Origin of the sequence: Streptomyces sp. NPDC048643, assembly GCF_040650615.1 — a bacterium.
GTDB lineage: Bacteria > Actinomycetota > Actinomycetes > Streptomycetales > Streptomycetaceae > Streptomyces.
The window spans coordinates 40,069-54,850 of sequence record NZ_JBEZHO010000062.1 but is presented as its reverse complement, the minus strand read 5'-3'; the positions used below and the strand labels follow the sequence as shown (position 1 = coordinate 54,850).

At 69.6% G+C, this 14,782-nt stretch carries 9 protein-coding genes and 1 pseudogene; 3 read left to right on the top strand and 7 right to left on the bottom strand.

Annotated features, from left to right (window positions below):
• Positions 1-91: pseudogene (locus AB0C62_RS37420) on the bottom strand (laccase domain-containing protein); the annotation flags it as partial.
• A 959-nt stretch (positions 92-1,050) separates the two neighbouring features.
• On the opposite strand from AB0C62_RS37420, the gene AB0C62_RS37415 reads away from it, so the two are divergent.
• Positions 1,051-1,374, top strand: a complete 324-nt coding sequence (locus AB0C62_RS37415; RefSeq protein ID WP_362981026.1) for a hypothetical protein — start codon at positions 1,051-1,053, stop codon at positions 1,372-1,374.
• A 9-nt stretch (positions 1,375-1,383) separates the two neighbouring features.
• A complete protein-coding gene (locus AB0C62_RS37410) occupies positions 1,384-2,460 on the top strand; it encodes a helix-turn-helix transcriptional regulator (protein ID WP_362981024.1) in 1,077 nt (358 codons plus the stop codon).
• A gap of 120 nt (positions 2,461-2,580) precedes the next feature.
• On the opposite strand, the gene AB0C62_RS37405 is transcribed toward AB0C62_RS37410, so the two are convergent.
• Positions 2,581-3,105 (bottom strand): hypothetical protein, encoded by a 525-nt coding sequence (locus tag AB0C62_RS37405; RefSeq protein WP_362981022.1) that lies wholly within the window; start codon positions 3,103-3,105, stop codon positions 2,581-2,583.
• 739 nt (positions 3,106-3,844) lie between these two features.
• Here AB0C62_RS37405 and AB0C62_RS37400 point away from each other — a divergent pair.
• Positions 3,845-4,330: a hypothetical protein gene (locus AB0C62_RS37400; RefSeq protein WP_362981019.1), complete on the top strand. Its 486-nt coding sequence runs from the start codon at positions 3,845-3,847 to the stop codon at positions 4,328-4,330.
• A gap of 159 nt (positions 4,331-4,489) precedes the next feature.
• On the opposite strand, the gene AB0C62_RS37395 is transcribed toward AB0C62_RS37400, so the two are convergent.
• The 5 genes from AB0C62_RS37395 to AB0C62_RS37375 form a co-directional block, all read right to left on the bottom strand.
• A complete protein-coding gene (locus AB0C62_RS37395) occupies positions 4,490-6,751 on the bottom strand; it encodes a Helicase associated domain protein (protein ID WP_362981017.1) in 2,262 nt (753 codons plus the stop codon).
• 165 nt (positions 6,752-6,916) lie between these two features.
• Positions 6,917-7,996: a Wadjet anti-phage system protein JetD domain-containing protein gene (locus AB0C62_RS37390; RefSeq protein WP_362981015.1), complete on the bottom strand. Its 1,080-nt coding sequence runs from the start codon at positions 7,994-7,996 to the stop codon at positions 6,917-6,919.
• Positions 7,993-12,492 carry a hypothetical protein gene (locus AB0C62_RS37385; protein WP_362981013.1) on the bottom strand — a complete coding sequence of 1,500 codons (4,500 nt, stop codon included), beginning with the start codon at positions 12,490-12,492 and terminating at the stop codon, positions 7,993-7,995. The genes AB0C62_RS37390 and AB0C62_RS37385 overlap by 4 nt, the downstream gene beginning before the upstream one ends.
• A gap of 8 nt (positions 12,493-12,500) precedes the next feature.
• Entirely contained in the window at positions 12,501-13,325 is an 825-nt protein-coding gene (locus AB0C62_RS37380; RefSeq protein ID WP_362981011.1) for a hypothetical protein, read from the bottom strand.
• Positions 13,322-14,746, bottom strand: coding sequence for a hypothetical protein (locus AB0C62_RS37375; RefSeq protein ID WP_362981009.1), 1,425 nt, complete (start codon positions 14,744-14,746; stop codon positions 13,322-13,324). The genes AB0C62_RS37380 and AB0C62_RS37375 overlap by 4 nt, the downstream gene beginning before the upstream one ends.
• Between the last annotated feature and the right edge of the window lie 36 nt (positions 14,747-14,782).

Below are 14,782 nucleotides of genomic sequence, written 5' to 3'. Positions count from 1 at the left end.
GTACTTCGTAGCACCGGCCGCACACCGCGGGGCCGGTGCGGGCGACGATCCGGTCCGGATCGGCGCCGAGTTCCACCATGGCCCGCACGGCGGTGTTCAGGTGTCATGCCTGGCGGCATGACGGTGGGGTGCCGGATGAGTTCGGTTCCTGCCCTGCCGGGCAGGTTCGGGGACAGTACGGCTCGACGCCTACGGCGCCGTGATGTCGTAAGGGTTTTTTAGACAGTTATCCGGTTGCTCTCCCTCTCTGGCCCACCCAGTCTGGTGGGCTTCGGCCCTGACGGGCCAACAGGTGGTTGTGCTGCTCGCTTAGCGCCGCGCAGGCTGGCTCCTGGCCGCCATCTCCGCACTCGCCGCCAGCGCCATCGGCTGCGGGTGAGCCGCCGGCCGGTCGGGCTGGCAGCAGTGGAGTTGGCTGCGCACGGCGAAGGGGCAACTCACCTTCGAGGCCCTGGCGCGGCGGGCCGGCGCACGGCGGATGCCGGTCTCGGCGTGCGTATTGCGCCGAGCCCTCGACACGCGGCTCCCCCCTTGTCTGGAACCGGGGGGAAGTGGGCCGAGCCAGCACCGGGCATGGTGCCGGCTCGGCGGATAGGCGGGCGCGGGCCAACGCGCCTGCCAGAGAGTCCTGAAACGGGTTCGGGCTTGCGACCAGGGCCGTCAGGAGAACACCGGCGGCTTGACCGTCGGCGTTGTGCTGGGACCACCGTCTTTCTGATGGAGCCTGGACCGCAAGTCGGCTGGAACAAATGGTGAGCCGCCCAGGGCACGGAACGCGCGGATGACAGCGCCTCCAGCGCGGTGGGCGCGGGCTGGCCGGGCGGCGGATTCCATGCCGGAGCGGGGAACATCCGCGAGGCCAGAAAGCCACATATCCGACAAAGGGTGTGACAGGGCAGAGCGGTAGTGTGCGGGAGCGTGGAAGGCTGTGTGCCACGCACCCCGCTGTACGGCAGGGCCAACTGCCTTGCGGAACGCGTCACTTTGCGACCAGACCCCGAGTCCCGGCACATCGTCGGCGACCCCCGTCAGGACGGAGTCCTGCGCACCATGAGCCATGCCCCCCTCCCTCGCCCGGCCAGCCCCACCCCGGCCTGCGCTTGTCCCTCTGCCGCCGCGCCGCCGACGGCCCGCGGCTGCGAACCGGATGGCGCTGCCGGGCGGTTCGGACCCACCCACGCGCTGATCCTGCTGATCGCCTTCCTGGGCCTGGGCTGCAGCTTGTTCCTCGCCGGTACCGAGCTTCAGACCGTCTTTGCGCTGCTGGGCGGCTGCGGGACGATCGGCGCGGCCACGCTCACCGCAGCCGGTGGCGGCCGCCGCCTGATGGCGGTCCTCATCGAGACCGCCGTGCGCTCCGGCGCGGGCAGGTAGGCACCGGCCATGACCCGTTCCCCTGCCGACAGTGCCCCGCAGCGCCCCTTCGCCCACCTTGCTGAGCACCTGATCTCACTGCGCCAGGCTTCGCGGCTGCCCCAGCGCGGACTGGCTGAAGCCGCCAACGTCTCCCGCGGCGCCGTCCAGCGCGCCGAGTCCGGCACCGCCCCGCCCACCCAGGCCGTCCTGGACGCCTACCTGCGCGCCTGCGGGGCCGACGAGGCCGCCCGGAAGCGAGCCCGTCTCCTGTTCGTCCGCGGCCGCACTGCACAGCGCGGCAACCTCCCTGGGCTCAAGGCACCGGCCCCCGACTTCATCAGCACCAAGCGCGAGCTTGGCCTCGCCTTGGCCCTGGCGTACGAACGGGCCGGTGCTCCCTCCCTCACGGACACCCGCCTCTCCCCCGGACGCAAACCGCTGCCGCGCACCACCGCGTGGCGAATCGTCAACCGCAAGGGCCTGCCGGCCAGCCACGAGCAGCTGATCACGTTCCTGACCGTCTGCGGTATCCACCACCCCGCCGCGCAACGCCCGTACCTCGACGCCTACAACCACGTCATCGCCCAGTACGGCACACGCCGCCTTCCCCCGCGCACGCAGCTGATCCGCCGCACCCACCCGGTACCCCTGGCCCGCAACGGAACAGGCACCCACGCCCTCGCCGAACTGGCCGCAGCTCTCCCGATGCTCGGCGAAGCCCTCGCCACCGCGTACCGGTCGGCCAAAAGGCAAGCGCACCGAAACGGAACCACCGGACCCGACTGGAACGCGTCCGTGCCCTTCATCCGCGACCGGATCAGCCGCGCCCTTGCCGACCGCGCCTTCACCATGCGCACCGACGACAAGGGCAACAACGTCCTCACCTGCACCACCGCAGACGGCACCGCCGTCTACGAGATCACAAGCCACCGCAACCGGCCCGGCCCTCCCCCGTCGCCGCCGCACGCACCGGTCCTCTCAGTAGCCAGCCACAACACCCACCGGGGCTGGCCAGCACTCTCTGCGGCCGCCATCGCATCCGGACCGCCCCCAAAGGGGAATGGCAGTCGCTCGCAGGTGGGAGAACGGATTCGCGTCCCCTGACCAGCCGGTACTGCCTGCGCGGCAATCACGCGGCGCCGGTTCGGGTGCCCGAACCGGCGAACCCGAGCCCGGGCCCGTCAGCCAGCCGTCGTCGTCTGGGCGAGGTCCACCTCGTCGGCTTCAACCAGGGCCGGCGCAGCTGTTCCACCTCTGCGGGGCGCTCTGCCTCGGGCAGCGCTGCGGCGGCTTGCCAGCCGGGCCGGTGGGGAAAGCGTCGGGGTTGTGCACGGCGATCGCGGCTACGGCGAGGTAGAACGCGCCGAACTCCGTCCGTGCCACGGCTGCAAGCACCCCGGGCACGTCGGCGGTCCAGGCGGCCGGATCGGCCGCCACGAAGCGTTGCAGCCCGAGGGCGTAGCCGTCGGCGCCCGCGTCCGGGGCGAGGGCGGCGGCACGCGGGTCGGGTGGCCCGGTCGGCTTCCGCTCGCGCAGCGCGGTAAGCAGCGGGACGAAGTCCGTGAGGAGTGCGAGGGCAAGGACCGGCGACCAGGTCCACACCCGCATCCAGGAGGCGAGCGGCTCCGCCGTGCCGTCGGCCTGGTCGACTGCGGTGGACAGGACCTTCTCGATGTCGGCTGCGGAGGGGCCGGGGCGAGCGCCGCACGCGTCCACTGGTTGAGGTCGGCGGCCTGCTCGGGCGGGCACGTGTCCAGCACCAGGACGGCCAGCCGGGCACCTTCCGTGTTCGACCGTCCGGCGCACCACGGCCTGACCCGGACGAGGCGACGCGAAGACGGCTCAGATTGCCGCGTCACATCACCTGCCCGAAGAAGAACTGCGCCCTGCGGCCGGGGCGACAGCCTTGCCACGAGGTGACGTGACGCGGCCCGAGCAGGGTTTCCGCGTCACGTCACCTCACGGCGGCTCACCCCTCGCGGCGGCGCCGCGTGGTGATGAACGCCGCGATGACGGTGGCCCCACCCGTGATGCTGGCGCCGATGATGACCGCGATGATGCCGTTCACTGTGCCCCCTTCGTGAGAGCGCCGGATGCGCTCAGCGAGCAGCACATTGACACCCTTACGGGCCCGGTTCAACGGCCGTCCTCCCTGGTCAGCGCGCTTCTGTCTACGCGTTGGCCGCGTGTTGCCAGACCGTAGAATCCGCGGACGTTTCCGCACAGGAATCCTGCGGGAAATGCTGCGGCGCGGAACGTCGGCGAGGCGACCACGCGCAACGCGCCCACCCTGGGGGCGGCAGGGCCTACCACTTTTCGGAGACGGTTCCTGGCATCTTTCCTCGCCCGATCCTGGCAGGTCCTGCCGCAAAAACTCGGTGCCGGCCGCGTCGGTGTACGCAATCAGTACGACCAGATTTACCGCACGAATTTTCTGCTTTGGCGCAGCGCGCGACGCTAGCCGCGCCAATTCGTACGGTCCGCAGCCATGGTCACGACTGCCGCATCACCCCGCACCCGGTTCGCCGCTCTCGCCGTCCGCGCCCGGAACGTCGTCGACTCCGGCCTGTGCATGCGAACGACCGCCGTCCCCGACTGGCTTCTGCGCACGGGGCAGCTCGCCGAGCTCGCTGCGGCCCTCGCCTGCCCCCTGCGCCCCGCTCTCGCGAGCATCGACGACGACACCGTCCTCGGCCTGATGGTCCTGTCGTACGGCTCTTCGCCGTCGGGATCCCGGCCCTCGAGCCCGGGGACCTGGTTCGAGGACCTCGCGCAACGGGCGATGACCCGCACCGTGAACATGACGGTCTCTGACCTCCCGCCCATGACTGGTGAGGACGTCGGCCGGTGCGGCTTCTGCCCCAGCGATGTGCTCCGCACCCCAAGACCGTTCACCTGCCCAATCCAGCGTGGGCGTCTCGGCAGATCGCCGAGCACAGGCCGGAAAGCCCGGACGTCGTCACCCGCGTTCTAGGAGTCCGGGCAGACAGACTGCTGCCAGGGAGCCGACCCCGGACATGGGCATGCCGAGCGGCTCCACCAGGCCACAGTTCCGGCCAGTGGCTTAAACTTCTTGCCCCTTGCAGACGCTGGGCGTCATCCGGTCCCCGTTCAAGGCGCCGGGCTCGCCTGCTTACAGGCCGAGTTCGGCCAGTGCTGCCTGCTTGTGCTGGCTGAGGCCGGAGCGGCGCCGGCGCAGGTTGCTCAGCCACTGGCCTAGGCGCACGGGGTCGCCTTCGATCTTCTCGATGTGGCGCTGGGGGACATTGAGATGGCCTTCTCTCGCATGGAATGCCTGTGCGGCGGCCAGTCCGCGCTGGAAGGCACGCTCCCGTGCTGGCAGGTGGCTTTCCTCGGCTTGGGTGGCGGATGTGGCGGGCAGATCGGCGAGTCCCAGCTCCTTCAGCAGACTCTTCTGGTCGGGGTGGAGGCGGTCGGAGCGGGTGCGGTGGGCCTCAAGCCACTTCCCTTCTTCGGCAGCCGTCGTCCCATTGTGTTGCAGGCTCTGGCGGGCGGCGTGGTAGGTCCGCTGCCAGGTGATCGGCCAGGGCGGGTTCCACCAGCGGTCCAGAGCGGTGAGGGCGGCGGCACGCTGGTCGGTGAGCAACTCGGCGCGGGTGCGCTGGGTGGCGAGCCAGCGGCCGAGGGGGAAGCCGTCATGGATTTCCTCGACAGGTGCGGCGAGGTGGCCGTGGCGGGCCACGTAGGCGGCGGCGTGGGCCAGGGCGCGGTCGAAAGCCTGCTGACGGGGGTCCCAGATGATGCCGAGGCGTTCGAGGGCGTGGACGCGTACGGCGTCGAGGGTGCCCTTGGCGTGGAGGTGGCGTTGCCAGGTGAGCCAGCGGCCCAGGGGGTAGCCGGTGGGGTCTTGGTAGGTCTGGGGGACGTCGAGGTGGTGGTGGGTGTGGCGGTAGCTGCGGGCTGAGGTCAGGCCGCGGCGCCATTCGGCGCTCTTGGGGGCGAGGACGCGCAGGGAGAGGGCGAGGGCGACTTCTTCCGTCTGGGTGGGGCGGTCGAAGCGGAGCCAGGCTTCGGGGTCTTCGCCGGGCACGGTGGGGCGGTGGGTGCGGGGGTCTGACAGGCGGGCGTCGAGGCGGTCGTCGTGGGCGCGCAGGGCTTGGATGGTGCGCCACAGCGGGGTGTAGGCGTCGGCGCCAAGGAGGTCGTCGGGGTCTTCGTCGGGGGTGAGGTAGACGGGGACGACGAGGGTGGCCTTCTTGCCGGCGCCGGGTTTTTGGCGCAGGGCGCGGCCGACGGCCTGGACGGTGTCGACGGGGCTGTTCTTGGGGTCGGCGAAGACGACGGCGTCGATGTCGGGGACGTCGATGCCCTCCCCCAGGACGCGGGCGTTCGACAGGACGGCGGGGGTGTCGGGGCTGGTGTGGGAGGTGAATTCGAGGAGGAGGCGGCGGCGGACCTGGGGGGCGTGGCTGCCGCTGATCCAGTCCGCCCACAGTCCTTCGGGCCGCAGTTCGGCGGGGAGGGTGGCGGCGGTGTCGGTCAGGGTGGTGGCGAAGGCGCGGGCGTCGGCGACGCGGTGGTGGAAGGTGAGGATGCGGCGAAGGCTGTGGTCGTGGATGGCGCGCAGGGCGGCGACCTGGCGGCCGGCCAGGCGTAGTCCGTCGACGCCGGCTCCGGCTCCGGTGGCGAGCCAGTCGCGCAGGTCCGTGTCGGTGACTACGGGGACGAGGATCTGATAGTCGGCGAGCAGCCCGAGGTCGATGGCGTCGGAGAGGTTGAGGTGGTAGGCGACGGGGCCGAAGAGGTCTTCGTCGTCCATGGAGGCCACTGCCTCTGCTCCGTCGTCGTCCGAGGCGTCGTCGGGGTCCCAGATGCGGGGGGTGGCGGTGAGGTAGAGGCGGCGGGCGGCGGGGATCTGGTCGTCGTGGTGGACGGCGGCCCACGCTTTGCCGAGACGGCCGGCCGTGCGGTGCGCCTCGTCGATGACGATCAGGTCCCAGGGGGGCAGTTGGTGGTCGCGGTGCGCGGTGACCACTGCGGTCAGGGAGGCGTAGGTGGCGTAGACGGTGACCGGGCCCGGTCCCGTCTGGCGGATGTGGGCGGCCAGTTCGCCGGGGTCGGTGGTCATGGGGACGTCGGCGCCGACTGGTTCGTGGTCGAGTGCCTGGCGGGCGGAGCAGACCGCGACGGCGGTGCCTTTGCGTCCGGCCAGCCGCCAGGAGCGGATCGTCTGGGACAGCAGGTCCAGTGTCGGCAGCAGCACCAGGACACGGCCGCGGGGAGCGGTGCGCGCGGCGGTGCGGGCGGCGATCAGGGTCTTGCCGGTGCCGCAAGCGGCGATGACGCTGGCCCGCGAGTGGGTTTGCAGGGTGCGGGTGGCGGCCGCGACGGCGTCCTTTTGATGCGGGCGCAGATGGAGCTCGGCGGTGGCCATAGCGTGGTGGCTTTCGGTTGTGGCGGGGCGCAGTGGGGGCAATTGTGGCACCCGCTCTGGCGGGTGTTCGGCGCCTTCGGTCAGTTGTGTGAGAGCGGAGACGGGCGGTTCAGCACGTGACGTCGGCCATCGGTGGCGACGGTGTCTTATAGGTCATGAGGGCGTTCACAGGTCGTCGCGCCAGGAGTTGTCGTGTCGCAGGGCCAGTGTTCCTGTGGCTTCTTGGGCGAGCCGGTTCCCGGCGGTGAGGATGTCGGCCACGGGGCGCCGCAGAGGGGCGGGCAGCCAGGACACGCGTCGTTCGGCGGTCAGTGGTTCGACTCGTTTTGGGGCCGGTCCTTGGCGGTTCTCGCTCAGTAGGAGCCGGTAGAGGCCGCAGGCAGGCCGGATCGGCGGAAGCTGTACTGCGGTGCCCGACACGTTGGCTCTTTGGGGGATGGTGAGGCCGTCGTCGTCGAGATCGCCGTAGTAGGCGATGTCCGTGACGCCTTCCAGTTGGGCTATGCGGGTGATGGAGGCCTCGAAGGCGTGGCCTCCGCCGAACGCGATGTGGCCCACTCGACCGCAGTTGTCGGCCAGGAGTGTGCTGAGGGTTTCGAAAGTGTCGCTGTTCTCGATCACCAGGACGGTGCCTCCGACACCGACGCGGTTGTACGCCAGGGGTGGCGGAATCCGCCGGGCGGCCAGGATGGCCAGGGTGAGGCGGCCAGCTGCGAAAAGCGTGCTGGAGGTGAGTGCGTCCAAGCGCTTTTCGTCACCGAAGATCTCCAGTGAGCGTTCCCGCATAGGGACGACGGTCCGTTGTCGGTCGTCCCCGTCGGTGTCGCGTAGCCACCGGTTGATGGTCTTGAGGGTTTCGGTCTGTGATGTGGTCAGTGTGGCGGTGTTCGCCCAGGTGAGCTCGCGGCGCCATAGAACGGGTGCCGTCGTGCGCGGGGGTCTGCTCTCTGTCGCCTTGGGCAGACGGAACCAGCGTGGCAGCGGCGGCTGGGTGGTGTCCCATCCGTCACGGCTGCGCGGCAGTTCTATGAGGTGGTGGTCGGCGAGTTCGTCGAGCAGGGCGGACAGGACGGGGCGGCCTTGTGTGGTGCCAGCCGTGCCGGGGCAGGCCCGGCCGAAGGCCGTAAGGATCGTGGCCTGTTCGACACGGTGGTGGCTAGTCGCGTTGAGGGTCGCGGCCAGGCAGGACGCCGACGAGGACAGTGGTTGCCGCTCGGCGTCGTTGCCGCCTTGGCTGTCGTTCATCGGTCGGAGGCCGTCTCGCTGGAGGGGCTGTCTGCCCGGGTCACCTCGGCGGGGTGGGGCGGTGTGTGGGCATCGCGTGGTTTCACCAGCAGCCGCGCTGCGGAAAGTCGGCCGGTGACGCCATCCTCGTCCGGCTGCGTGGGGCGGGTGACGCGGTCGGTGACATGCAGGTGCCGTGTCCCGGTGCGCTGATCGGCGTCGTTGCGCAGTCGGATGCACAGCGGGAACGTGGCCAGCACGCGGTCCTCCATGTTTCCGGTGGTGTAGATGAGTTGGACGCCGAGGGCGGCGGCCATGTTCATCTGCAGGGTCAGCAGGTAGTCGGCGTTCGCCTTGCCGATCGGGTTGTCCAGGATCAGCATGCCGCCGAGGCGGGTGGTACTGCGGGTTCCTGTCCGGGTGCTGCTGCGGAGTGCTGCGAGGGTGCAGTACAACATGATCGCGCCGGTGAGTTCTTGGCCTCCGGAGAACACCTTGCTCATGTCGCTGATGGAGGCGTAGTCGGCGCGGCCAGCGGCGTCGGGCTTGAGGATCTCGACATTGAAGTCGCGTGGCACTGCGGCCCCGACACAGCGCAGTACGAGGTCACGGCCGGACAGGCTGGGCTGTGTGCGGGCGGTCTCGTCCAGGGTCTCGGCAATGCGTACGGCCAGGACCTGGGCTTCGGGCTTGCTGAAGCCGATCTTGAGGATCTTCTGTCTGGCCCAGACTCCGGCGCCTTCGGGCAGGCAGGAGAGCCGTTCGGCCTTCTCCAGCAGGCTCAGCGCGTGGCCGGCGCGGTGCTTGAGCTGGTCGATGAGCAGACTGCGGTGGCGTTCTGAGCTCTCCAGGTCGGTGGTCAGGCTCGCGGCCCGGTCGGTCAGTTGGACTGCCCACTGCGCGGCACGTTCGACCAGCGACGTTTTGTCGATGTCGGTGAGCTGGTGGTAGATCGGCGCCTTAAGAGCGCCGAATCGGTTCTGGTTGGCCGTGTCACGGAATTCCAGGATCGCCTCGTCCAGGGCCTGGCTCGCGTCGCGCAGCTGGTCCACGGCATCGCTGTGCGCCTTGGTCGCCTCATCGGCATCCTGTTGCGCCTCGTCGGCGGTTTTGGCGAACGGTGCGGCTGCGAAGGGGAGTTCCAGTCGGCGGACGGCGGACGCCAGGCCGCGGTGCACGACGGTCATCTCGCGTGCTGCGGCTTCGGTCTTGCGGAGCGTGCGCTCGGTGGCGCGTTCGGTGTGGAGGGATTCGTGGAGCTGGGTGTCGGTGTCCTTCAGCTCGGCACCGGCTCGTTCGGTGAGGCGGGTGCCTTCGGCGAGGTTCGACGGGGTCCATTCGCTGTCGAGACTGGTCCAGGGCAGGCCACCGGGCTGGCCTGCCGCCTTCGCTTCTGCCTGGAGTTGGCCGGTGCGCTCACTGAGCGATTGGTATTCGCCTGCCAGCGTCTCGATCGTGCGGGCCAGGCGCCGTTTCGTGGCTTCCAGGGTTTCGGTGCTGCCGGCTTGGGCGGAGGCGGCCAGCGTCTCGGCGCGGGCCGTGACGTCGGCCGGTTGGCCACGGAGTTCGCCGTCACGGTTGGATGCTTCCTGTTGTGCATCCTCGACGCGCCGCAGCAGGTCCTCGCCGACCTCTACGGCGCCCAGGCTCGACACCGCTTCCTCGTATGCGATCTCCAGTGCGGCCAGGTCCGGTTCACCCGCGGGACGGTTCAGGGGCTGGTTGCCGTAGGCGACCTTGTCCAGCCGGATGGTGTACGAGGTGGCATCGCGCCGCAGCGACTCGGCCTGCACGGCGTATTCGGTGACCTGACCACGCAGGCGGGCAGCGTCGTCGCGGTGGTCCTGGGCCGTTGCTCGATGCTCTTCGGCCTGGGTGCGCAGTTCACCGATCTCGGTACGGTGGGTGTCGGCTTCGGCGGCTTCCTGTGCGAGTCGGCCGCAGGCGTCGCTGTTCCGTGCTGCCTCGAGTGCGGCCTGTTCGGCATCTGACACGGCCGTGCGGTGTGCGTCGAGGTTCTCCAGGGCCAGGCTGTGTGCGGTGCGGGCGGCTTCCAGCGAGGCCCGGGCCTCTCGTGCTGCGGCGGCCAGGGCCTGTGCCGCCGAGCGGGTCTGCTCGGCATTCCCCGGCGGGTGGTGGCGATGCCAGGTGTCGAGCCGGCTTTCCAGTTGGAAGGCCGCCGTCTGGCGTGCGGAAAGGTTCTCCAGGGTCCGACGGCGGCCGGCGATGCGGGTTTCGGCCTGTTCCCGCAGTGCGGCGGCGGCGTCACAGTCGTGCAGGGCGGGGGTCGGCTCGACGACGAAGCCACTGTTCGGCGCGGCCGGCCTCTCGTTCAATGGTTCGGGGGTGGAGACGAGTACCGCTGCGGCTGGCAGCAGCGGGTTCTGCGTCAGTACGGCCTGTGCTTTGCAGAGGGTTTCCTGGTCGGTGACCACGATGCCGTCGACCAGCGCGGGGTGGGCCTGGATGGCTGCGGCGTGAAGGCGTGGGTTTACCAGTTGTTCCAGAGCCCTCCAGCCGGCCATAGCGTCAATGCCGTGGCCAGCTAGGAGTTCGAGGAGGTCCTCGACTGCTTGCCTCGGTGGCATGAGGGCGTCGTCTTCGACGGTGAGGGCGGCGATCAGTCGCTGGTCCGCCCGGTCGTCGGCTCGCAGCGCGTCCAGCTGCTCCGCTGCCGACGCTTGGACCGCAGCGGCCAGGTGACGCAGCGGGAAGGCGTTGTGCTCCAGCCACAGTGCGGGGTCGCCGCCGGGTACGTCCTCGCCGTCATCGAGTTCGGCGAGTTCCCGCAGCAGCGTGTGGGAGGCGAGTTCGGCTGCGGCGCTGTTGGTGTCTGCGACCGCCCGGTCTGCGGCCTCGGCTGCCTGTCGGGCGGTCACCTCGGGTTCAATCAGCTGGCTCGTCCGCGTCTCGAGTCGGCGGATGTCCTGCTCGAGCTGCTGGTGGGCGGCGCGTTCTTCCGTCGCTCTGGTGTTGCAGCGGGCTGCCTCGGCCGTATGACGGGCGTCGGCTTCCGCAACGGATTCGTTCTCCTCGAGGAGCCCGGTCTGCCGTGCCTGTTCGAGGCGGTGGTCCACCCTCGTTACCTGTTGGGTGAGCAGCTCGGCCCGGGCCGTGTGCGAGGCGGCCAGTCCTTCGTCCTCGACGGCACGCTCCTCGGCCTTGCGGGCCTGTGTCGTGCTCGTGGCGCTTTTGAGGTCGAGCCCGTCGGCCTGCGTCGCACACTGCTGTGCTCTGGCGCGCAGGCTTCCGGCGTATTGGGCCCCGGCTTGGTCGCGGTGGAGGCGGGCGGTGCCCGCGGCGCGTTCCGCGGCGTCCAGCAGTTCGCTGGCCAGACGGTACTTCTCGTGTGCGGCGGCAGCTTTGAGCACGGTGGGGACCAGCGTCCAGGCGGCGAGCTCATCGCGTTCGGCGGTGAGCTGTTCTTGGATGTGTCCGGCTTGGGTACGTGCGGCTTCGAGACGCAGGAGCAGGGTGCTGCGTCGTACTTCCTTGTAGAGCAGGTCGGCGCGGTCACGGGCCTGTTGTCGTTCCTTGGTGTGCGCCTGGGCGGCCTCGTGGCCCGCGCGCTGTTCCCGCACGGTTCCTTCCGAGCGGTGAACGAACTCGCGGATTTCCGCCGCGAGTTGTCCTAAGGAGGCCGCGGCGTTGCGGGCGGAGGTGGACGCTGCGGTGTGTGCTTCCTTGCGCCGGGACAGTTGCTCGGCGGCTGCCCCGGTGGCCGTGGAGAAGTCGCGGTCCAGCAGCAGTTGCTCGCGCCGGCCGATATTCTTGGCGTATGCGCCGAAGGCGTCCCCCAGCTCGGTGAAGTCGTCGGCGTCCAGCGCTTTGCTCAGCATCCATTGCACGAACTGCCGGCCGGTGGTGGTCTTGAATGCTTCGGCCGCGTCTCCCTCGTCCACGTTCATCGCCTGCTGGACAGCGAACAGGTCCGGCTCCAGGCCGAGCCGGCGCAGGTGCTTCTCCCACTCCCCCTGCCGTTTCTCTATCTCCACGTGCAGCGTCTTGTCATCGGCGTCCAACCGCTTGAGCGCATCGTGGAATGCGTTCATCCGCAGGCGCCGCCGTCCTTCGGCAAACGGCAGTGTGGCCAGGGTCGTTACTGCGTTCGGATGCAGCGAGTAGAACATCCGGTCGATCTTGTCGTCCGCGGTCGGGGCCAGCACCTGCCCGGTCAGCAGCGTTTCACCGGTGCGGACATTGACCCATTCCAGGGCCACATGGGAGGGAGCCGCCGCGGACACCACGTAGGCGCGCAGCGCCTCACGTCCTTTGCGGGACTGCCGTTCGGGCAGCACCGTGGACAGCAGCATGCGGATAAACACGGACTTCCCGCCGCCGTTCTCCAGGACCAGCAGTGTCGCGGGGGCGGGACGGCGGAACAGCTGCCCGGCCGCGGGAATCAGGGTGTGGACCGGGATCGGCAGACCGCCGTCGGACAGATCGAGCGGGACGTCGTCGTACCGGGCCCCCGCCGGGCCGATGTTGTACAGGCGCACGCGGTTGAGTTCGTACATCGCTGGGTTCAGGCTCCTGGCTCGGCTGCGGGCAGGGAGGCGGGTGTTGCGGTGTCCGCCGTGTCAGCGGATGCGGTGTGCGGACTGTGGAACGAGGGTTCGCCGTCGAGCCCGACGGTGATCCCGAGTTCGGCCAGGTGGCCGAGCATCTGCTGGCCGGCCAACTCCCGTACCTGGATCTGGTAGCGGGCGGTGGTGGTGTAGGTGCCGGCGTTCTCTTTACCTGCGCGCCGCAGCATCCCGTTGTCCGCGAGGTACTCGGCCACGCGCTTGATGATGGCGTGCCTGCTCTTGGAGTGGGCCCGGTCGTCGCCGGTGGAGGCTACGGGGTTGCGTCGCTGGTAGTAGCGCCACAGGTGGACTAAGTCCGGGTGGTCGACCGGGACTCCGTCGTCAGTGTCGGCTTCGGTGGCCTGGCGTTCCAGTTCTTTGGTGGCCTGCTCCACCATCGTGTCGATATGGCGGACGGTGACGCGGCCGACGTGGGATTCGTCGTCCAGGTCCTCGGGGCGGTAGTAGGCGAGCGCGGCGATGGCCAGGTGGGCCAGTGCTGCGATCGGCCGGTCGGCGGGCTTGCTGATGTGGTCGGTGACGCTGACCGCGAACTGTGTTTCGGCGGTCGCCCCGAGCACCAATCCGGCCCGCGCGTCGAGGGCGATCACGGTCAGGTCGAATCCGCGGGCGGCGGCGTGTAGTTGCTGCACGAACTGCGGATCGGTGCGACAGCGGCCGATCAGCGTGGCGTACTCGGCATTGCGCCGGGGAGTCAGTCCGGGCTGGAAGCCGAAGGCGAGCAGTCTGGTGACGGCGGCCGTGTCGTCGATGGTGTTCACGCCGCGCCCTCCTCGAAGTCGGTGCCGGTGGTCAGGGCGGTGGCGGCGGGGCCCTGGACCACCAGCAGGTCGTGGCCGGCGAACAGGGCGTCGTCCAGTTCGCTGTCGTCGGCCAGCGCCGCCAGTACCGAGCCGCGGTCGGGGGCGTAGCGTGGCGCGCCGAACAGGCCCAGCACGTGCAGGGCGAGCAGGTGATCGAAGTCTGGCTGCCCGGCCGCCGCGGCGAGACGGCGCGCTGCGTTCAGGAGTTCGGACAGGCGCACCCCGTCCGTGTCTGCCTGTTCCAGCAAGGCTTCGACGGCTGTGTACTGCTCGTCGCAGAAGACGCTGGTGTCGTGCGCGTCGCCGAATTCCGGTTCGATGATCAGGCCGTCGTCACCGTCGGGCTCCGCCGGCGGCATCATGAGGCTGCTGATCAGGTCCGGGAGGTAAATGGTCGCAGGGCGGTGCGGCGGTGTCGCGGCCGCCGCGAACTGATCCAGCAGCGGATACGCCTGCCGTACCGGCAGTTCCAGGGCTGGCTGGAGCAGTTGGCGTTCGAGGTTGATGTGGATCCGGCTGGGGGGTGGTACGAAGCTCTGGCGTTCTTGTTCGGCGCGGAATCGATCGCCGATCTCCTGCAGGTTCGCCTGCAGTGAGGCGTGTCGGCGCAGGCATTCCTGGAGGATCGCGATCAGCTCGGCGGCCTGGGCCGGGGTGGTGTCCTCGGTGCTGTTCTCCATCATCCGCACGAGGTTGTCCTTGATGGTGTTCTCTGCGTTGATACGGTCTTCAATGTGTTCGAGTGCTTCGGCCTGCATGCGCTGCACGTCACGGCTCCAGTCCACGGAGCGGATGTCACGGCGCATTCCTTCCAGGCGGGTGCGAATGTGTTCGGTGTATTGAACGGTGCGGCGCAGCGCCATCTCTGCGGCACGGTGGGCGTCGGTGAGCCGTCCCCGTCGGACCAGGGCTTCCAGCTTGGCGTCGGCGGCGACCTGTTCGGAGGCGATGTCGAGGTCCACCGCTCCGACGAGCACGGCGATCGCTTCGTTGGAGGCGCGCAGCCGTGGCCGCCCGTCGGGTCCCGGGACTTCGCGCAGCAGTTTGAAGGAGAAGCGGTGCGAGGTGTAGGTGCCGTTGGAGGCTATGCCGTAGACGTGGCTGAAGTCGCGGTCGACGGTGCCGACGTTCAGCAGGCTGTCGAGGACCCAGCGGGCCACGGCTGTGTGTTCGTCACGGTCGCTGTGCGGCATCTGCAGGCCAGCGACACGGGCCACGGCGGTCACGATGTCCTCGTGTCGTGCGCCGTCGTCGAAGTCCATCTTCAGGGTGACGGTGTCGATGGCGGTGAGCGCCAGCTCTTCCATCTGGTAGCCGGTCCACTCCCGTGAGGTGAGCAGTGGCTTGCGGCGTTCGAGGTCGAGGACTGGGTCGGCCACCGCGAGTGCCTTCACCCGGGTTGCCAGTCCCAGCGT

Bases quoted from the DNA above. Each gene is read 5' to 3' on its own strand.
- AB0C62_RS37395 (WP_362981017.1), bottom strand. From the start codon at position 6,751: ATGGCCACCGCCGAGCTCCATCTGCGCCCGCATCAAAAGGACGCCGTC.
- AB0C62_RS37400 (WP_362981019.1), top strand. From the start codon at position 3,845: ATGGTCACGACTGCCGCATCACCCCGCACCCGGTTCGCCGCTCTCGCC.
- AB0C62_RS37385 (WP_362981013.1), bottom strand. From the start codon at position 12,492: ATGTACGAACTCAACCGCGTGCGCCTGTACAACATCGGCCCGGCGGGG.
- AB0C62_RS37415 (WP_362981026.1), top strand. From the start codon at position 1,051: ATGAGCCATGCCCCCCTCCCTCGCCCGGCCAGCCCCACCCCGGCCTGC.
- AB0C62_RS37390 (WP_362981015.1), bottom strand. From the start codon at position 7,996: ATGAACGACAGCCAAGGCGGCAACGACGCCGAGCGGCAACCACTGTCC.
- AB0C62_RS37410 (WP_362981024.1), top strand. From the start codon at position 1,384: ATGACCCGTTCCCCTGCCGACAGTGCCCCGCAGCGCCCCTTCGCCCAC.